This is a genomic window from Hymenobacter cellulosilyticus, assembly GCF_022919215.1.
Lineage (GTDB): Bacteria > Bacteroidota > Bacteroidia > Cytophagales > Hymenobacteraceae > Hymenobacter > Hymenobacter cellulosilyticus.
Genome location: NZ_CP095046.1, coordinates 5,298,307 through 5,317,823, shown reverse-complemented (window position 1 = coordinate 5,317,823; position 19,517 = coordinate 5,298,307). Strand labels below are relative to the sequence as shown.

Here is a 19,517-nt window from a genome sequence, read left to right as displayed (position 1 = left end):
AAATAAGTGTAGTGGTGAATGAGCGAAGCCTCGCCCGGGTAGCTTTTTACGAAGCCGAAGCCGTCGGGTCTGAGTCGGGAGCCGGATTGGTGCTGGCCTGGAAATACTCCAGGCCGGCGCGCTGCTCGGGGCGGCGGGCTTTGGCCGGGCGCGGCGGCCGGCTGGCGTCGCCCTCGGGCTGCGGCGGCCGCAACGCTTCCAGGGTTTCCATCGTCAGGGCATCTTCCACGCGGTACTCCCCGATGCGGGTGCGGATAAGCTTGGTCAGGTGAGCCCCGCAGCCCAGGTGCAGGCCAAAGTCGCGGGCCAGGCTGCGGATGTAGGTACCCTTGGTGCACACCACCCGAAACTCCACGTCGGGCAAGTTGATGCCGGTCAGCTCAAACTCCTTAATGGTTACTTCCTTGGACTTAATTTCGGCCGTGTCGCCGCGGCGGGCCACTTCGTAGGCACGCTCCCCGTTGATTTTCACCGCCGAGTACAGCGGCGGCGTCTGCTGAATCGGGCCGGTAAAGGCCAGCGCCGCTTCCTGTAGCTGCTCGGGCGTGATGTGGGCGTAGGGCAGCTCGGCATCGACGGGCGTTTCCAGGTCAAACGACGGGGTGGTCTGGCCCAGGCGGAAGGTGCCGGTGTACTCTTTTTCCTGGACCTGAATCAAGTCAATCTGCTTGGTTTTCTTGCCCGTGCACAAGATCAGCAGGCCGGTAGCCAGCGGGTCGAGGGTGCCGGCGTGGCCGATTTTTTTGATGCGCAGTGTGTTCTTGACCTTGCGCACCACGTCGAACGAGGTCCAGGTCAGGGGTTTGTCAAGCAGCAAAACCTCGCCGGTTTCAAAGTCGAACGTGCGTTGGTTTTCGCTCATATCAGGTGCAGATTAATTCCCAGGGCAATCATTACCAGAATGGTAACGCCCACGATGATGCGGTACATGCCAAAAGCCCGGAAGCCGAACTTCGACACAAAATTCACAAAAGACTTCACCGCCAGCAGGGCTACAATGAAGGCCACGACATTGCCGAACGCCAGCACTTCGAGGTCCTCGACCTTAGGCGCATTCACCTTGTAGGTCTTGTACATCTCGTAGGCCGTAATCACGAACATGGTGGGCACGGCCAGCAAAAAGGAGAAGTCGGCAGCCGAGCGACGGTCGAAGCCCTGGGCCAGGCCACCCACGATGGTAGCGGCCGAGCGCGACACGCCGGGCACCAGGGCCAGGCACTGAAACAAGCCGATTTTGAGGGCCTGCAGCGTACTGGGCGTGGTCACCTGCTTGCGCGACTCACTAAACCAGCGGTCCACGAAGAGCAGCACAATGCCGCCCACTACCAGCGACGAAGCCACTACCGTGACGCTTTTGAGCAGGTCAGCAATGACATCCTTGAGCAGAAAGCCCAGCAGACCGAAGGGCAAGAAAGCCACGGCCAGCTTCACGTAGAAGTCGAAGCTCTGCAGAAAGCGGCGCCAGTAGAGCACCACCACCGACAGAATAGCGCCGAACTGGATGGATGTAATGTAGGTTTCGGTAAACGGTAATTGGCCGATGCCCAGCAGGTTGGCCACGATAATCATGTGGCCGGTGCTGGAAACGGGTAGAAACTCGGTTAAGCCTTCGACAATAGCCAGAATCAGGGCGTGCCAGTAGTTCATTTAGGAACGCTTGTAGGTAGGAGCCGTGGGAGCGGGGGCTACCGGAGCGGCCGGAGCTATGGGCTGGGCGTTAACTTCGGCGCGGGTGACGGTATCGGTAGCTACAGGCGCGGCGTCGCCGGGTTTGGCCATAATGGCCCAGAACTCAATGATAAAGCCCACGGCCAGCAGAATCGGGCCCAGGGTAATGCCTAGGAAACCTTCGCCGTAGTCGGCCGAGTCCAGGGTCATGGTAATAAAGCCAGCTGCCAGAATAGCTAGCCCGAGCCACATCAGGCGGTAGTTGCGCTTGCCGAAGGCAAAGCGGGGAGTTTGTTTCGGTTCCATATTCGTGTGTGAAGCGTAAGGTTTGGTGCGTAGTGCTTTAGGTTGTAACGTCACGGCTGGGGTGCTGTACACCGTGCACTAGCTTAGTATAAATCGTCGAGCGACATGCCCAGGTACTTGCGCACGGCGCGGTAGGAGCTCAGAAAGCCGATGCCGCAGCCCAGCAGCACCATGCTTACCATCAGGATGCCAATGAGGCGCTCGTCGCGCAGCAGGCGCAGCTCTTCCAGCTGCAAATACGCGTACTGGAGCCCGGCCAGCAGCAGCAGAGCCGCAATGGCGCCGCTGGCAAAGCCCTGCCAGGTAGCCCGCCGCAGGAAAGGCCGCTGAATGAAAAAGGAAGTGGCACCCACCAGCTGCATGCTCCGAATTAGGAAGCGCTGGGAGAACAGGGCCAGCTTGATAGTATTGTTAATCAGCACCGTAACAACCAGCGTGAGAACCAGGGCAAAGCCTAATAGCACCAGGCTGATCTTGCGCAGGTTCTTGTTGACCGAGTCAATAAAGCTCTGCACGTATTCCACCTCGTACACGCCCGGCTCGGCCCGTAGCTCCTGCACGATGCGCCGCATCTGGGTCGAATCGGTGTAATCGGCGCTGATTTTCAGCAGGTAGGCGTCGCGCAGGGGATTGTCGCCCAGGAACTGCACGGCGTCCTCGCCGGTCTGGTCCAGAAACTGCTTAGCGCCTTCTTCCTTGGAGAGAAACCGCACCTGGGGCTGGTCGTTTTTGTAGGCCACGTACTTCTTGCGGCTCAAGTCCTGCTGTAGCCGAAGCAGCTGGGTTTCGGGCAGGTCCCGGTCGAGGTACACCTGCATTTCGATGTTTTCCTTGACCAGATTGGAGAGCTTGTGGGCGTGAATCAGCAGCAGGCCAAACAAGCCAATGACCAGCAAGGACAGCGTAATGCTGAACACTACCATCAGGTGCGGGTAGCTGCCAAGCTTTTTCTTGCGGGTCGGGCGGTTTTGGGCCATACGGGCAAAGGTAACTTTTGGAATGTTGAATGTGAATGTTGCGGGCGGATTGTTGCTGGTTAATTGAGGAATTAGCCAATCGACCAGCCGCATTCAACAATCAGCTTCCTCCGTGCAGCTTCACCTAGAGAACGGTACGCGGGTCGTCGTCCACGTTGAGCACCTCGCGGGCCTTGCGGGCAGCGGCGGCCCGCCGGCTTAGCCGCTTGCGCGAAAACAGCTCCCGGAACGAGTCGAATTGTTCGGTGTTGAGCAAGCTGATTCCAGCCCGGGCCTGGTTGGCCCGCGCCGCCTCGTCGGTGGTGGTAATGTTGTTGAAGTCGCGGGGCGTGGTTTCGTAGCGCAGCTTGGCCCGGAATTTCCCATCGGGCCGCAAGTAGTACTCTAGGCTCAAATCGCCGAGCAGGGAAGCCTGGCCGGTGGTGTTGGGTGTGCCGTCGGGATTGACAGTGCCGTTGGCCCCGCTATTGAAGCCGCCCTCCCGGGTTACGCGCAGGCGGCCGTTGAGGAAGTTGTAGCTCAGGCGTACCTGCAACGCCTGCAGCTGCTCGGCCGTCAAGCCGTTGATGTTAAAGTCGATTTCCAGGTTTTGGTCAATCTGGGAGGTGAGCAAACCCAGCTGAGTGCTCAGAATCTGGCCCAGACTGTTCTGTACCGTGTTGTCGTTGCCACGCAGGCTAATCTGGGTGAACTGTCCGGGCGGTGAGAGCTGCTTGAACACCAGCAAGCTGAATACCTGGCGGTTGAGTTCCTGCTCGTCGTTGCGCAAGGACGATGTGAAAGCCGCTAGGTCGCCTTCCAGGGACGAGGGCGCGTCGTTGAACTCCAGGTTCAGACGAATCACGGGCAGCAGCAGCGGGCCGGTCAGGTTCATCACGGCCGTTACTGGCACCACGGCCCGGCTATTGAGGGCGGCCTGCCCCAGAATTGGGGCCAGGGACGTGCGCTGGGTGTAGGCCGCCGTAACGTTCATCTCGCCGGCCAGCGGGTCGCCATTCCAGGAAATGGTACCGCCGGGGCGCACCACGAATTCCTTGTTAATCAGACCCTGCAGCGTAAAGTTGTAGGCCCCGCGCACAATTTCAATCTGCCCGAACATGTTGAAGTCGCCGCGGGTGTCGATGTTCAGGCGCAGCTGTCCGGCAGCCGTGCCCCTGATTACGTCGCCGGTGCTTTCGTCCAGCAGGATTTCCACGTAGGCATCGGGCGTCACGTCCAGGTTCATGTTCAGGCGCAGGCCCGACAAGTCTATCTTTCCCGCGGCAGCCGTAGGTACCTTCACGGTGGTAACTGTGTCGCGCAGGTTGCGGTTTACGAACTTTATATAGTTGGCTTGCTGAGCTTTAGCTGCATTATCGAGGGGCAGCGACAGACGGGTACCCGCGTCGCTACGGGCCCGCACATTCACAACCAGGTTGTTGGTAGGCCCAAAGATTACCGCGTCGCCGGTGGCGTAGGCCGTGCCGAAGTACAGTTCGTTGTCTTTGCGGGTCGTGTTGAGTACCAGGAGCTTGGCAAAGCTGGCCCTGAGGCCCAGGCGCATGTTCTGGAAGCCCTGGTGAAAGATGTTGCCGTCGAGCGTACCGGTGTTGCCCAGCGGGTCGCGCAGCTTGATTTCCCGGAAGTTGATCCGGTCCTCGCTGAAGCGGATCCGGTCGGAGAAAGTGTAGGTGGTGCCCAAGTAGATAAACGTGAGCTTGCCGTTGGTCACGTCCACGTTGCCGGTCAGGGTGGGTGCGGCCAGGCGACCGGTCAGGCGCAGAGTGCCCGCGGCCGTGCCGTCCATGTCCTTAAAGAGGAAATTGAGCAGGGGCTCGGCCAGCTTCACCGGGGCATTGTCGAGCACAGCCGTTACGTTGAGCTGCTGTTCCTTGGCCTGGGGAGCGTAGGTCCCGGCCACTCGCACCACGCGTTGCTCGTTGCGCAGCACGTCGGCATCTACAAGGAGTTGCCCGTTGCGGTTGTTCCACTCACTGCTGCCGCGCACGTTGCCAATCAGTACCTTATCAAACTGCAGGGAGTCGATGCCGAGCGTGCTGTTAATTTTCAGGGGCCGTACACGCCGCTGATGGTGCCGGCCGCATTCACCCGGCCTGCCAGGTTTTGCGTGGTCAGGGAATTGAGCGTGGTCAGGTCGAAGTCCTTGACGGCCAGTTGCAGCTGCTTGCTGGGGTCGGTAGAAAGAAAGCCTTGAGCACTGATGCTCTGCGGGCCGTTGCTCAGGGTAAAGTTCTGAATGTTAAACTCTTTGCCGCCGCCCGAGATAATGACGGAGTTGTCAGCGGCAATATTCCAGTCCTTGCCCAGCAGGTTCACGCCCGACTGCCGGAAGATGATTTGCACGGCCTGGGGCAAGAAAACCAGGGAGCCATTGATGGCCGCCTTATTGGTCGTGTTGGTTTGGGCTAGGGACGTGGAAAAGTTGATGCGCTCCTGGTCCCAGACGCCTTCCACGTAGAATTTCTCGGTGTTGCCCAGCCCAGGCAGCACCTGCCGCTCGGACGTAATGTTGGCCTGAGCCAGCACTTCGGGCTGGTAAGGCAGCTTGCTGGTGTTGAATTCAAAGTCGGTATTCACGGCCCGCACACTGTCGTACTGAATGCCGTTGAAGTGGCCGGCCAAGGAGAAAATCGAGGTGGGCCCGTTGCGGAAAGAGCCGTCGATGCGGGAGAAGTCCGACACGGTGAGGCTGGGCACAAACAGCTGCAGCACCGGGTTGGCCTGCTTCAGGTACAAATCCAGGGCAATCTGGTAATCCTGAATGGGGCGCTGCTGCTTGCGGCGGTAGTAGTTGGCAATAGCCGCGTCGTTGCTTTCGAAGTTGAGCTGGTACTCGGTCAGCAGCGTTTGCACGTCCCGGGCTACGGTGCTGAAGTTGAAGTTGCCGGCGGCCGTAAGGTTGAGCACCTCCGAGCGGACCGTCACGCGGCGCTGGGCTCCGGTGCGCTGACTCACCACGTCGAACGTGTCGATGGGCACGGTGCGGCCGGCAAAGCTCAGGCGGGAATTGCGCAGGATGGCCCGGCCAATGAGGTTGTCGAGCTTGAGGCCCTCAAACTGCACGTCGGCGGTAGTTGCCACCACCACGCTTTGCTTGGTCAAACCCAGGGCCTGCAGGTCGGCGCGCCGGATCCGGGCTTGCACGTCAAACGCCTGCCGGGCCTTGTTCAGGTCGATGGTGCCGTTGGCGTCAATCTGCAGGTTAGGGTCATTCACGGCCAGCTGACCATCAAACGACTGGCGGCTGAACTGCCCGTTGGTGGTGATGTTGCGGAAGCGGTAGCCATTCAGCCAGATGCTCTGCACGCTGGCGTTGGCCTTGAGTCGGGCCCGTTCGGGCGTGAAGCCTACGCCTTCCACCCGGCCGTTCATGGTGATGTCGCGCACCATGGTTTCGTCGCCGAGCAGCTTGCCCAGCTGGAAAGCTGTGGTCTTTACCTGCCCTTCGTAGGTGGAATAAGCCGGGTCCGTCTTGAACTTGATGTTCACGTCGGATACCACCTCGCCCAGGGCCGTGCGGAAGGCGCCGTTGGCCACGAAGTCGTTGTAGAAGCCCAGAAACTGCCCGTTTAGGCGCACCGTGCCCAGGCGGGCCACGTAGGGCCAGCCCGAGGCCGGAATGTAGCGCCGGATGTCGCGCCCGTCAATAACCGAAGGCTTGAGGCGCATTTCCACGAAGCTTTCCTTCAGGTTGGGCAGGCCCTGCACGTTGATGTTGCCCCGCACCCGGGTGTTCTTGCCGTACACCACGTCCAGGTTCTTGGTCGTGAAGTTGGTTACGTACCCCTTGGCCTCGCCCGAAATCAGCACGGTTTCCTTCAGGTCCCGGATAAAGGGCTGGGGCGCAAACAGGGCAATGTCGTCGGAGTATACCCGCGACGAATCCAGCCGGGCCGTGACTTTCACCGAGTCGTTAAAATCAACGAAGTTGAGGAAGTGCTGGTAGTTGAACTTGATGTAGGGCCGCAGCCGGCTGTTGCCCACGCGCAAATCCAGGCCATCAAATTCCCAGAACTTGTCGCCGTAAGTCATGTTGGCCGTCAGCTCTTTCAGCCGGGTTTTGGACGGGGTATCCACGGCCCGCAGCCCGTCAATCTGGGCGTGAATCGTGTCGCCGCGCAGCCACAGCTGGCTCACGTCGCCGTAGATACTGTCGATGTACATGTGGGCGTAGTCGATGGTACGCCCGTAGGATTCGGCCCGGGCCACGTTGCGGCGGTCCAGCACGAAGCGGCCGTTGCGTAGGGCAATGGCCTTAATCTTAAAATCGAACGGCTTGCTGGCAACCTTGGTCGTGTCGGTGGGCCCAATCAGGCGCTTGACGGCGGCCAGAAACTGCGACAGGTTGGTGGAGTCGGGCTGGTTGGCATAGGTTATCTGCGCAAAGCGCGGCTCTTCCAGCGTGAGCTTGCCTACGTGCAGGTGAGTGGGGTCGAAAAGGGAAAACAGCTCGATGTCGGCGTCGGCCTTGCCAATGTTGAACAACTCGCCGCCCTGCCGGTCTAGCACCCGCACGCCTTCCAGCACCACCCGGGTAAAGGGGCGCACGTCCACGCGTCCCACGATGACGCGCTGCCCGAGCTTTTTGGTCAGGATGGTAGCCGCCCGGTGGGCCAGGTTGGTTTGCACGCTCGGAATTCGCAGGGCTATCAGCGCGCCACCTACCACCAGCCCCAGCAACAGGAGCAGGCCCAGCAGAATTTTAAGCGTGATAGAGACGAACCGGGGCACAGATAAGGAACTAGAGAATGTTGGGCTTACGTACGAAGATGCGGGATTTGCGGCAATGGCTGCCTGGCTGGCAACATAGTTTCCAAACCAGGGCCGAAAAGCCCCAGCCGCTCTTTACGCTACACAGACACTGGACAAGCGGCTTGGTTTAGTGTTTTAAACGACCTTTGTAGTAAAATTATGCAGCCATCCGCCGTAAAACAGGCGGTAGTACTGCTCCTAACTCTTCTGATACGCATGCAATTCCCCGTCATTCTGGCTATCGAGTCTTCCTGTGATGATACGTCGGCGGCCGTAATGGCTGGCGGCGAAATCCTGGCCAACGTAGTAGCCACGCAGCAAGTGCACGAACAATACGGCGGCGTGGTGCCGGAGTTGGCCTCCCGCGCCCACCAGCAGCACCTAATTCCGGTGGTACAGGAAGCCCTACGCCGGGCAAAGGTAGACAAATCCGCCCTCGACGCGGTGGCTTTCACCCAAGGTCCGGGCCTACTCGGCTCCTTGCTGGTGGGCAGCATGTTTGCCAAAACCTTTGCCCAGGCCCTGGGCAAGCCCCTGATTGCCGTCAACCACATGCGGGCCCACATCCTGGCTCACTTCATCCGGGCCCCGCGGCCGGCGTTTCCGTTTTTGTGCCTCACCGTCAGCGGCGGGCACACCCAGCTGGTCATCGTACGCAGTCCCATGGACATGCAGGTTATCGGCCAAACCATCGACGACGCGGCCGGCGAGGCTTTCGACAAAACAGCCAAGCTGCTGGGTCTGCCGTATCCCGGCGGCCCCCACCTGGATAAGCAGGCCAAGCTGGGCAACCCCACGCGCTTCCCGTTTCCGTTGGGGGCCATGCCCGGCTACGACTTTTCCTTTAGCGGCCTGAAAACCTCGGTGCTCTACTTTCTGCGCCAGCAAACGGCCCAGAATCCGAACTTCGTGCAGGAAAACCTGGCCGACCTCTGCGCCAGTATTCAATACACCATCATTCAAACCCTGCTCCGCCAACTCGTGCGGGCTGCTCAGGACAACGGGCTAACCCAGATTGCCCTGGCCGGGGCGTGGCGGCCAACTCCGGCCTGCGCGCCGCCCTGACCGAGCTAACCGCCGAAAAAGGGTGGGAGGTCTTCATTCCCGACTTCGAGTTCTGCACCGACAACGCCGGCATGGTGGCCATGACGGCCCACTTCCAGTTCGAGGCCCAGGACTTTGCCGAGCCACTGGTCAGCCCCGACCCGCGCCTGAAGCTCACGTAGAACGGCTTGGCTGCGGCTCAAGTGGTGCGGACGTTGTTTGCCCAGGCGGCGCGGCTGTTATTGTTCAACGATGAGACGCAAATAGGCGTCTCTACCGTATTCGGTTCGCCCAATCCCGCGAATTTGCGTACCTACGCTACTCTTTAGAATACCCGCCGCGCCGTGCAAGCTGCGCGGCGGCATTTGCACCCCATCATGGCCAAACAAAAAGACGATACCCCAAGCGCGTTAATATCCTGAACCGCCGCGCCAGCTACGAATACAGTTTCCTGGCCAAATACGACGCGGGCATGATGCTGCAGGGCACCGAAATCAAAAGCATCCGGGAAGGCAACGTGAACATGCAGGACGGCTTCTGCACCTTCCACCCCGACGGCTCGCTGTGGGTGCACAACCTGAGCATTTCGCAGTACACCCTGGGTACCTACAACAATCACGAGCCTAAGCGGGAGCGGAAGCTGCTGCTCAACAAAAAGGAGTTGCGCCAGCTCGCCAACAAAACCCAGGAGCAGGGCGTCACCATCATTCCCGTGCGCCTCTTCGTCAACGACCGGGGCTTTGCCAAGCTCGAAATTGCCTTGGCCAAGGGTAAAAAGCTCTTCGACAAGCGCGACGATATCAAGGCCAAAGACCAGAAGCGCGAAATGGACCGCGCCCGGGAATACTAGCGGTGAGATTGTGAGTAGTGAAATGGTGAGTTTTAAAGAAGATATTTGGCTGGCTGAGTTTTAAGCGGGAGCTTCGCGGATTGTTATACACAGGTGCTGTTCGTGGCAATGATCTAGCATTGCTACACCAAAACTCACCATCTCACCACCTCACCATTTCACCATCTGTGAACCACGGAATCTGCGCCCTGAGCGTCGTGCCGGTGCGGGCCGAGCCTGCGGATAAAGCCGAAATTGTTACGCAGCTGATTTTCGGCGACTGTTACACCGTGCTCCAAACCCAGGGTAATTGGCAGCAAATCCGGACCACGGCCGACAACTACGTGGGCTGGATGGACCCCAAGCAGCACCAGCCCGTGACGGCCGAGTACCTGGCCGCCTGGAGCGCCCAGGACCACCCCCGCAGCCTCGATGTGGTGCAAGTGGTGAGCAATGCCCAGGTCCGCATTCCAGTAACCATCGGGGCCCGGTTGCCCTTTTTCGACGGCATGACGTTGCGGCTGGGCGAGGAAAACTACTTCTATAACGGCGCCGCTACCAATCCCCAGAACGGCCACGGTCTGCAAGGGCCCATCGATAAGCGCCTGGCCCTACTGCTCAAGGCCGGTCATATCTTCCTCAAGGCGCCTTACCTGTGGGGCGGCCGCAGCCTGTTCGGTATCGACTGCTCGGGTCTGGTGCAGCAGCTCTACGGTCTGATCGGGGTACAGCTCCCCCGCGACGCCCGCCAGCAGATTGACCACGGCCGCACCGTGCACTTTGTGTCCCAGACCCAGCCCGGCGACCTGGCCTTTTTCGACAACGCCGAGGGCAACATCGTGCACGTGGGTTTGCTGCTCGAAGACCAGCAGATTCTGCACGCCAGCGGGGAAGTCCGCATCGACCCTTTGGATCATAACGGTATCTTCAACCGGCAGCGCCAGAAGTACTCCCACAAGCTCCGCCTCATCAAGCGGATTCTGGCCGACTAAAGGGCAAGGGCGCGAAGGCACTAGGTTAATACGCAACGGGTGCTTTGGGCAGTAGCAGGCCAGACTATATTCCTACCGCAGCTCTTCTATATAGCGCCGCCAGCTGACCACTTTCGTCGGAGGAAACTTAAGCCCGCCGCTATTGTTAATACGCTTAGAATCATCTAGCTTTCGCTGTATCAGATGATCTTTTCACCGAGCGTATGGACCAAAAAGTGCTAGTTCTCAATGGCGACTACACCGCCATTACGCTGTGCAGCGTGCAGAAGGCTTTTGTGCTACTCTTTCTCGACAAAGCCGAGATGATAGCCAAGTCGGAGCACGGGGTGCTGCGTACCATTTCTTCGGCTTATCCCAAGCCCAGCATTATTCGCCTGCAGCGCTACGTGCGGGTGCCGTACAAGGGCATTGCCCTGAGCCGGCACAACATCATGAAGCGGGACCATTTTGAGTGCCAATACTGCGGCTCCACCAAAAATCTGACCCTGGACCACGTGCTGCCCCGTTCGCGCGGCGGTGAGTCGTCGTGGACCAACCTGCTGACGGCCTGTGCCCGCTGCAACCACGCCAAGGGGCACCGTACACCGTCGGAAGCCGGGCTGACCATTAGGCAGGTTCCGAAGAAACCCACACTGTCGGGTTTCCTCAGGCTCAGTGCCGGCACCATCGACCAAAATTGGCATGCCTATTTAACCAACTAACGCCGGGAGCAGCAGCTTCCGGCTTTTTTTTTCCTTTTATGTTGGGTTTGGGCCCCAGCCTGCGGTGTCTTTGCTGGGGCGCAGCAGGCTAGGGGCTCACATAGGTAGGAGGCTAACTTCCAGATTTGCAGCGGAAAGCCGGTGTTTGGCACTATTGAGCAATAAGGCGGTATTGTACAAAATGTGGGCGTAGCGCACCAATTACGGTGCAGCTGCTGTTTAGAGCGGTATCTTTGCAGTAGTCCACCCAGCCTTTATTCATGTCAGCAGTACCCAAGTTTGCGGCTTCCCGCTCTTTTCACACCGAGTTAAAAAACCGCATCAACGCCTACTTCGAGGAATCGGGCATGGAGCCCACGGGCACTACCAGCCTGTTTGTCAAGGCCATTATCCTGACAACCATCTTCGTGGCGCTGTATATCCACGTGGTGTTTTTCACGCCCTCGACACTGCTGGCCCTTATTGAATGCGCGCTGATGGGGCTGTAGGCTCGGCCGTGGGCTTCAACGTAATGCACGACGGCTCGCACGGCTCGTTCAGCAAGTCCAAGTTCGTGAATCAGTTTGCGGCCTTTACCCTCAACGTACTAGGCGGTAGCAGCTTTATGTGGAACATGAAGCATAACCTGATTCACCACATGTACACCAATGTGGACGGCTTCGACGACGACATCGACGCCCAGCCCTGGCTGCGCTTGAGCACCACGCAGCCCCGGCACCGCTTCCACAAGTTTCAGCACCTGTACTTCTGGTTTTTCTACGCCCTGCTCTTCATTGCCTGGATTTTCTTCATGGACTACCAGAAGTACTTCAAGGGCAAAATAGGGGAGGTGCCGATTAAGAAAATGACGGCCACCGACCAGGGCGTGTTCTGGGGTTTCAAGGCCCTGCACCTGTTCCTGTTTATGGCTATGCCTATTTACCTGCTCGGTTTTTGGGCTTGGCTGGCGGGCTTTGTGGTTTTCGCCACCGTGGTAGGTTTCACCATGAGCATCGTGTTTCAGCTGGCGCACACCGTGGAGCACGCAGCCTTCCCCATGCCCCACGAAACGACCAATAAGCTCGAAGACGAGTGGGCTATTCACCAGATCAAGACGACGGCCAACTTTGCTACCGATAACAAAGTCATCAGCTGGCTGGTAGGCGGCTTGAATTTCCAGGTCGAGCACCACTTGTTTCCCAAGATTTCGCACGTGCACTATCCTGAAATCAGCAAGATCATCAAGCAGATGTGCCAGGAGTTCGGGGTGACTTACAACGAGTACCCGAAGATGCGCTACGCGGTGGCTTCCCACGTGTCGTTTCTGCGGCAGATGGGCCGGGCATAAGCTGGTCGGAATACAGGACAAAAGCCGGACTTCAAACTAAAAGTCCGGCTTTTGCGTTGATACTGTTGACTTTCTCTCAGCAGAAACTCAAAAAGTATAGTAGATATCCGCAAGGTGTGGACGTCAGAATAAGTGCCAGAGGCGGCTGCCCGGGCACTGACCCAAGCTGCCAGCAGCTGGGTTGCACAATCCATTCCCTTGTTGATGGCCCTACCCAAATTCGCTCCTCCGCGTAATTTTTACGCCGAGTTACGAGCCCGTACAAACCAATATTTCGAAGAAGCCGGCAAAGCCAGCACGGGGGCTTCAGCATTGCTGGCAAGGCCTTGTTGCTGACATCCGCCTTTGTGCTGCTGTACGTGCACCTGGTATTTTTTACACCCGCCACCGGATGGGCTCTGCTGGAGTGCGTGCTGCTGGGCGGCGTTATTTCCGCTATTGGCTTCAATGTAATGCACGACGGGGCCCATGGCTCGTTCAGCAGCAACAAGTGGCTCAACCACTTCGCCGCTTTTACCCTCAATATTTTGGGCGGTAGCAGCTATATGTGGAATGCCAAGCACAACGTAGTGCACCACATGTACACCAACATCGAAGGTGCCGACGACGACATTGACATCCGGCCCTGGATGCGCATGAGCGTAGGCCAGCCCCGCCACAAGCTGCACCGTTTTCAGCATTTATACTTCTGGTTTTTGTACTGCATGCTGTACATATCCTGGATTTTTGTGATGGACTACCAGAAGTATTTCACCAAGAAAATTGGGGATATGCCGCTGAAGAAGATGGACACCACTGACCACCTCATTTTTTGGGGCTTTAAGGTGCTAAACCTCTTTCTCTACATTGCTCTGCCTATTTACACGGTAGGCTTTCTGGGCTGGCTGGCCGGCTTTGCCGTTACTACCTGCTTTGCAGGTCTGGTACTGAGTCTGGTGTTTCAGCTGGCGCACACCGTGGAGCACACGGCTTTCCCGGTACCCCACGAAATAACCGGTAAAATGGAAGATGAGTGGGCTATTCACCAAATCAAGACGACGGCCAACTTTGCTACCGACAACAAAGTCATCAGCTGGCTGGTAGGCGGCTTGAATTTCCAGGTTGAGCACCACCTGTTTCCCAAGATTTCCCACGTGCACTACCCCGCCATCAGCAAGATCATCAAGCAGATGTGCCAGGAGTTCAATATCGAGTATATCGAGTACCCCAAGATGCGCTACGCTGTGGCTTCCCACGTGTCGTTTCTGCGGCAGATGGGCCGAGCCGCTTAGGCGTTCGGCATATAGCATTTATAAAAAAAGGCCCGCTCATTGAGCAGGCCTTTTTTGTTACTTCTGATTAGAAAATAGCTCCTGGGTATTTCTAGAAGCCTTGACGACCGGTAGCCGAGGTGCCAGCAGCGGAGTGAACCCCTACAAAATCTAGCAGATCCTGGTTGAGGCGGTCCTTTTCCGTAACAAACAAGCCGTGGGGAGCCCCATCGTATTCGATGTACTGGGCATGAGGCACGTACTGGGTCATGCGCTGCCCGCTTACCTTAATCGGCACCGTTTCATCGCTGGTGCCGTGGATAACCAATGCCGGAACCTTAATGGCCTGCAGATCCTGGCGGAAATCGGTGGCGGCAAAGGCGTACACGTCCTGCTCAGTGGCCCGGGGTGAGGCAATCTGGCACATGGCCTGCATCCAGTCCAGCGTAGCCTGGCTCACGGGGTGGCTCAGGGTGCCCACGCCAAAGAACTGTTTGCCAAAGGTGGACAGGAAGTCGAACCGGTCCTTGTGCAGGCCCTCAATCATCTTGTCGAAGTTTTCCTTGGGCGCCCCATCGGGGTTGTCATCGGTTTGCAGCAAAAAGGGCGTCACGGCCGCGACAAAGGCTACCCGGCTTACCCGGGCACCGCCGTGGCGGCTCATGTAGCGGGCCACTTCCCCGCCGCCCATCGAGAAGCCTACCAGGGTTACATCCTGCAGGTCAAGCTCGTCGAGCACAGCCTTCAGGTCGTCGGCCAGGGTATCATATTCGTTGCCTTCCCAGGTTTTGGATGAGTTGCCGAAGCCGCGGCGGGTGTAGGCAATAACGCGGTTGCCGTGCTTGGGCAACTCCGCCAACTGGTATTCCCACATTTCGTGGGAGGCGGGCCAGCCGTGAATCAGAACGATGGGGTTACCCTGTCCTTGGTCGGTATAATGAAGTTTTACGTCGTGGCCGTTGGCATCCTTGCCGGCAGTGATGTAGCTCATGGAATAGAAGGTGTGGTGGTAGGTATCAGATTCAGAATCAATACTGACCCGCTTCCTGCCGAGTTGCCAAGCGTATTTTCACGCAGGAAGCAGTGCTAAATGCGTTGTCAGGTTAACGGCTGGTATGAGTCGGTAAACCGCTATAATTACCAGATAAGAATGGTATCAACAAGCCAAAATTTTGAACATAATAGGGGTAGCTCAAGCAACGGTCCGTAGCAAGTAACCTGCCCCCGGATAACATGGCGGATACAGACAGCTTTTCACCGTGTAATTGCCAGCCCAGCTGCTACCTGTCAGGACTTGCACAGAGCTTAATCAGAACGCTTTTTGGTGCATATTGCACGTTCAAACATACCGTTGCGCGTACAACATGGCGTTTTATCAGTCACTTACAACGTTTACAGAGTTACCGGAAGCGAAGCAGCGTCAGTGGGCAGTAGGCGGCTTCTTCGCTCTGCTGCTGCTAGTAGGAGTTTTTATATTCAAGGATTATGGCGTTTCCTGGGATGAGTCCATTGACCGGATAAATGGCCTGGTGAATGCCAAGTACATGCTCGACCAAGTGGCTCCCGAATGGGTGTCTCAGCAGGCCTTGTTAGTCAACGTACCCGAGTTTCACTCGCATGAGGAAGTCGACCACGGCGCCTTGTTTCACTTGCCCTTCGCCTTCATCGAAATCATGGCTGGCGGCATCGATTCGCGCACGTACTACCTGATTCGCCACTTCAGCATCTTCCTGTCTTTCGTGCTGGGCACCTGGGCGCTTTACAAGATTGCCCTTATCCGCTTCCAGAGCTGGAAGCTGGGCCTACTGGCTGCCGCGCTCCTGGTTTTGTCGCCCCGCATCTTTGCTGATGCCTTCTACAACGGCAAGGACCTGGTGTTTATGGCCTTTTTTACCGTGGCCGTCTACACGCTGGTTCGGTTGCTGGAACGCCCCACCGTGGGTGCCGCCGTGCTGCACGGTCTGGCCACGGCCATTGCCACCGACATGCGGATTCTGGGCTGTATGCTCTTTGCCCTGTCCCTGGGCATGTTCGTTCTGGAAGCCATCTACGCCACCGATTCCCGCCGCCGCAGCCTGTTGCTCAAGGTGTTTGGCGTGTACTGCGTAGCGACTGTGGCTTTCACCATCATGGGCTGGCCTTTTTTGTGGGAAAAGCCCTTTATGAAATTTGCGCTGGCCTTCGAGAAGATGCGGCGCTTCCGTTGGGAAGGCTCGTTGCTATACCTGGGCGAAGAAATAATGGGTACCAACCTGCCGTGGCACTACACTCCCGTCTGGATTGCCATCAGCACGCCGGTAGCCTACACACTGGCCTGTGTCATCGGGGCACTTGCCTACGTGTATGCGCTGCTGCGTAGTGGTCTAGGTACGCTACGAACCTTTGCTGGCCGCCTCGATTTGCTGTTCAGCGGCTGGTTTGTGCTGCCCATCCTGATGATCATCGTGCTGCACTCGGTTATCTACGATGGGTGGCGCCATATGTATTTTGTGTATCCGGGGCTGCTGCTGCTGGCCGTGCGCGGCGTGGCGTGGCTCTGGGAAGTGAGCCGCTCCCACGCGCTGCTGCGCCGCGTAGCGCTGGGCTTGGCGCTATTGGCCGGGGCCGAAGCCGTTCTGACAACGGGCCGCATGGTTGCTTCCCACCCGCACCAGCAGGTGTATTACTCGTTCCTGTCAGCCGAGCAGGCCGGCGACCTTTTTGAGCGGGACTACTGGGGCCTTTCGTTTCGCAAAGGGCTGGAGTGGATACTGGCGCACGACTCGGCGTCTACTATTCCGGTCGACTGCGCCTTTCCGATTCTGCTTGAGAATAATATGGCCATTCTGAAGCCCGAGGACCGGAGCCGTCTGCAGATAAAGCCCGGGGACCGGAACGCCTATTACTTTGCCAGCTACCGTACGCATCCGCAGGCTTACCCCGACTCGATGGGCTCCGAGCTGCACAGTATCTACACCAACGGCATCAAGATTCTCTCGGTTTACCACCGCTGGTAAGGTTCCGGAGCGGCCAGCAACGGGCTTTGCCGATTGGGCGCTCTGAAATAATTTCAGCATTTTTGCTGGCCTGACCATACGCTACATAGCCGGATTTCTGCCACGCTTGCTTGGCCCGGAATCTTGGTTGAACCCAGCTTCATGGCTTGACATGCGCGCACCTATTCGGCAGTAGAATGAATATTGAATACGAACTGAAGTATCACCAGATTGAGGAAAATTACTGGTGGTTTCAGGCCCGGCGCGACATGGTGTTTCGTCTTGTTCAGGACCTGAAGCTGCCTAAGTCGGCCGCTATTCTGGAAATAGGCTGCTCGGGCGGCCCGCTGATGCAGCGCCTGGCTGCTACCGGCTACACCGACCTGACGGGTATCGACGTTAGCGCGGCGGGTATTGCCGTGGCCCAGCAGCGTGGCATTCCCAACGTTTCGTGCATGGACGGCGCCCACCTGGATTTCCCCGACAATGCCTTCGATCTGGTTATTGCTTCCGACGTGCTGGAGCATATTCAGGACGAGGCCCAGGCCCTGCGCGAGTGGATGCGGGTGCTGCGCCCCGGCGGCCAGATCCTGATCTTCGTGCCGGCTTTCTCTTTTTTGTGGGGCAAGCACGATGTGGTCAATCAGCATTTTCGGCGCTACAGCGCAGCCCAGCTCACGGCCAGTATCCGCGGAGCCGGCTTACTGGTTAAGCGCAGCTCGTACTGGAACGTGGGCTTGTTTTTCCCGACGGCGGCCGTGCGCCTGCTCAACCGGTGGCAGCCCAAGCCCGAAGCTTCAACCGAACCCCTGAAGGACGACTTCTTTGCCACGCCGCCGCTGCTTAATACCTTGCTGCGTGGTTTTATTACGGCCGAGAACCGGCTGCTCCAACTTGTCAATGCGCCCGTGGGCGTCAGCGTTTTTGCCCTGGCCCGCAAACCCCAGGCTGCCTAACCCTTCTTTTCTAACTGCCCCGTGGATCTATCCATCGTCATTCCTATCTACAACGAGGAAACCAACCTGCCGGCCCTGAATGCGCGCGTCAGCGCTGTGCTCGATGCGCTGCCCATGCAAACCGAGCTGATCTACGTCAATGATGGTTCGCACGACCGGTCCCTGGAAATGATTCGGGAAATGGCCGCCCGGGACCCGCGCATTCACTACATCACCTTCAGCCGTAACTTCGGCCACCAGATTGCCATTACTGCCGGTCTGGATTTGTCGTCGGGTGCGGCTGTGGTCGTCATGGACGGCGACCTGCAGGACCCGCCGGAACTGATTGCGGAGCTGCACGCCAAGCTCAACGAAGGCTATGAGGTAGTGTACGCCAAGCGCCGTACCCGGCAGGGTGAAAGCGCTATTAAGCTGCTGACGGCCAAGGTGTTTTATCGTCTGCTGGCCCGCATTACCTCCGTAAACATCCCGCTCGATACAGGTGACTTCCGCATCATGAGCCGCAAGGTGGTAAATGCCCTGAAGCAGATGCCGGAGCAGAACAAGTTTATCCGGGGCCAGATTGCCTGGATTGGCTACCGCCAGACCTTCCTCGAATTTGACCGCTCGGAGCGGGCCGGCGGCGTACCCGGCTACACCTACAGCAAGCTTATCGGGCTGGCCATGGACGGCATCACCAGCTTCTCGGATCTGCCCCTGCGTATGGCTACGTTCAGCGGGTTTGTCGTGTCAGGAGCGGCTTTCCTGGTTATGCTCTACGCCATTTACGCCCGGTTCTTCCTGTTACATTCCGGGACGGGCTGGCCTTCTATCATGGTCAGCGTTCTGTTTTTGGGCGGCGTGCAGCTGATGGCCGTCGGGGTCATTGGTGAGTACATTGCCCGCCTTGGGGCCAACTCCCGGCAGCGCCCCTTGTACATCATCGACGACACTGATATTCCTGGTGCTATGCCCACCGAAAGCAAATCGGTAGAACGGGCGTTGCGCGGGTAGCTAGGCCACGCCAATACGTTCAGGCAATCCATAGACGAAGCCGCTGGGAAATCACCCAGCGGCTTTTTTCTTTTCGCACAAACAGCAACGCACCCTCGCCGGAGTCACCACCCCCTACAGCGTGTACAAAACAGGCTTCGGTGAAGTCTGAGTTGAAGATGACCCGGGAAAGCGTAATTCCTATGCTCAACGCTGGAAAGTGAGCTGACCGTCGAGCTACCATAACCCGAAAATGATTCCGTTTTAGAAGGCTAGTCAGCTGGGGCGGGAGTGGAGCCGATTCGGTTACCGAGTCTGCAAGAGTTGCTACGAGCCTTTTCTGGGTGGCAGAAGCCACTCGACCAGTCCCTATTCTACGGTAATAAGGCCATTGGCTTTTCTTGCCAAAGAGCGAATCTGCTACGTAGAGCGGTACTTCAGAAGTGTCGCTGGCGTGAGCTCCCGGCCGTGGCGGAAGAGACATTCGATGAGCCGCAATGAGTTCGTCAAACAAATCTTCGAGTACCTGCGCCTCCTGCTGGCGGTAATAGGCCGGGTCGGGCACGCGTGTATCGGTGGCCTTTTGACAAGCGCCGCTCAGCAGTACCAACGCCCCAATTATCAGCCAGTTCTTCATCCGCTCAAAGTAATGCTTTTCAGCTGGTTTGGTCTCTAGTAAACTTGCCGCAAACTCTGTATCTTTGCCGCCCCGCCAGGGTGGCGGGGTCTGGGGCTGTGCCTCAGGAAGTTACTCATAACGCGGACCCG

The 19,517-nt window shown here is 58.0% G+C and carries 17 protein-coding genes and 1 pseudogene; 10 read left to right on the top strand and 8 right to left on the bottom strand.

Going from position 1 to position 19,517, the window contains the following annotated elements; translation table 11 throughout:
• Window positions 1-46: 46 nt before the first annotated feature.
• From truB to MUN79_RS26005, 6 genes are all read right to left on the bottom strand, one after another.
• Window positions 47-862, bottom strand: a complete 816-nt coding sequence (truB, locus tag MUN79_RS26030; protein WP_244675402.1) for a tRNA pseudouridine(55) synthase TruB — start codon at window positions 860-862, stop codon at window positions 47-49.
• The gene (locus tag MUN79_RS26025; RefSeq protein WP_244675401.1) at window positions 859-1,647 is read right to left on the bottom strand and encodes an undecaprenyl-diphosphate phosphatase; all 789 of its coding nucleotides are present in this window, start codon (window positions 1,645-1,647) and stop codon (window positions 859-861) included. Before MUN79_RS26025 ends, truB begins: the two co-directional genes overlap by 4 nt.
• Window positions 1,648-1,974, bottom strand: coding sequence for a DUF3098 domain-containing protein (locus MUN79_RS26020; protein WP_244675400.1), 327 nt, complete (start codon window positions 1,972-1,974; stop codon window positions 1,648-1,650).
• 83 nt (window positions 1,975-2,057) lie between these two features.
• Window positions 2,058-2,951: a cell division protein FtsX gene (locus MUN79_RS26015; protein WP_244675399.1), complete on the bottom strand. Its 894-nt coding sequence runs from the start codon at window positions 2,949-2,951 to the stop codon at window positions 2,058-2,060.
• A 124-nt stretch (window positions 2,952-3,075) separates the two neighbouring features.
• Window positions 3,076-4,938, bottom strand: coding sequence for a translocation/assembly module TamB domain-containing protein (locus MUN79_RS26010; RefSeq protein ID WP_244675398.1), 1,863 nt, complete (start codon window positions 4,936-4,938; stop codon window positions 3,076-3,078).
• A 59-nt stretch (window positions 4,939-4,997) separates the two neighbouring features.
• Window positions 4,998-7,682 carry a DUF748 domain-containing protein gene (locus MUN79_RS26005; protein WP_244675397.1) on the bottom strand — a complete coding sequence of 895 codons (2,685 nt, stop codon included), beginning with the start codon at window positions 7,680-7,682 and terminating at the stop codon, window positions 4,998-5,000.
• Window positions 7,683-7,919: 237 nt separating this feature from the next.
• On the opposite strand from MUN79_RS26005, the pseudogene tsaD reads away from it, so the two are divergent.
• From tsaD to MUN79_RS25975, 7 genes and pseudogenes are all read left to right on the top strand, one after another.
• Window positions 7,920-8,929, top strand: a pseudogene (tsaD, locus tag MUN79_RS26000) (tRNA (adenosine(37)-N6)-threonylcarbamoyltransferase complex transferase subunit TsaD).
• A 233-nt stretch (window positions 8,930-9,162) separates the two neighbouring features.
• Window positions 9,163-9,597, top strand: coding sequence for an SsrA-binding protein SmpB (smpB, locus tag MUN79_RS25995; RefSeq protein ID WP_244678392.1), 435 nt, complete (start codon window positions 9,163-9,165; stop codon window positions 9,595-9,597).
• Between the two features lie 167 nt (window positions 9,598-9,764).
• The gene (locus MUN79_RS25990) at window positions 9,765-10,568 is read left to right on the top strand and encodes a C40 family peptidase (protein WP_244675396.1); all 804 of its coding nucleotides are present in this window, start codon (window positions 9,765-9,767) and stop codon (window positions 10,566-10,568) included.
• Window positions 10,569-10,771: 203 nt separating this feature from the next.
• The gene (locus MUN79_RS25985) at window positions 10,772-11,269 is read left to right on the top strand and encodes an HNH endonuclease (RefSeq protein WP_244675395.1); all 498 of its coding nucleotides are present in this window, start codon (window positions 10,772-10,774) and stop codon (window positions 11,267-11,269) included.
• A 260-nt stretch (window positions 11,270-11,529) separates the two neighbouring features.
• Window positions 11,530-11,757 (top strand): hypothetical protein, encoded by a 228-nt coding sequence (locus MUN79_RS31485; RefSeq protein WP_311136599.1) that lies wholly within the window; start codon window positions 11,530-11,532, stop codon window positions 11,755-11,757.
• Complete coding sequence (locus MUN79_RS25980; RefSeq protein WP_311136598.1) at window positions 11,736-12,596, top strand: fatty acid desaturase family protein; 861 nt, start codon at window positions 11,736-11,738, stop codon at window positions 12,594-12,596. The genes MUN79_RS31485 and MUN79_RS25980 overlap by 22 nt, the downstream gene beginning before the upstream one ends.
• Window positions 12,597-12,922: 326 nt before the next feature.
• Window positions 12,923-13,867, top strand: coding sequence for a fatty acid desaturase family protein (locus MUN79_RS25975; protein ID WP_311136597.1), 945 nt, complete (start codon window positions 12,923-12,925; stop codon window positions 13,865-13,867).
• A gap of 91 nt (window positions 13,868-13,958) precedes the next feature.
• On the opposite strand, the gene MUN79_RS25970 is transcribed toward MUN79_RS25975, so the two are convergent.
• Complete coding sequence (locus tag MUN79_RS25970; protein WP_244675394.1) at window positions 13,959-14,837, bottom strand: alpha/beta fold hydrolase; 879 nt, start codon at window positions 14,835-14,837, stop codon at window positions 13,959-13,961.
• 373 nt (window positions 14,838-15,210) lie between these two features.
• Here MUN79_RS25970 and MUN79_RS25965 point away from each other — a divergent pair, with 373 nt between their 5' ends.
• The 3 genes from MUN79_RS25965 (at window position 15,211) to MUN79_RS25955 (ending at window position 18,770) form a co-directional block, all read left to right on the top strand.
• On the top strand, window positions 15,211-16,842 hold the full coding sequence (locus MUN79_RS25965; RefSeq protein WP_244675393.1) for a glycosyltransferase family 39 protein: 1,632 nt from the start codon (window positions 15,211-15,213) through the stop codon (window positions 16,840-16,842).
• A gap of 176 nt (window positions 16,843-17,018) precedes the next feature.
• The gene (locus tag MUN79_RS25960) at window positions 17,019-17,777 is read left to right on the top strand and encodes a class I SAM-dependent methyltransferase (RefSeq protein ID WP_244675392.1); all 759 of its coding nucleotides are present in this window, start codon (window positions 17,019-17,021) and stop codon (window positions 17,775-17,777) included.
• Between the two features lie 21 nt (window positions 17,778-17,798).
• Complete coding sequence (locus tag MUN79_RS25955) at window positions 17,799-18,770, top strand: glycosyltransferase family 2 protein (RefSeq protein ID WP_244675391.1); 972 nt, start codon at window positions 17,799-17,801, stop codon at window positions 18,768-18,770.
• A gap of 19 nt (window positions 18,771-18,789) precedes the next feature.
• Here MUN79_RS25955 and MUN79_RS25950 read toward each other — a convergent pair whose 3' ends face one another.
• Window positions 18,790-19,386, bottom strand: coding sequence for a hypothetical protein (locus MUN79_RS25950; protein ID WP_244675390.1), 597 nt, complete (start codon window positions 19,384-19,386; stop codon window positions 18,790-18,792).
• Between the last annotated feature and the right edge of the window lie 131 nt (window positions 19,387-19,517).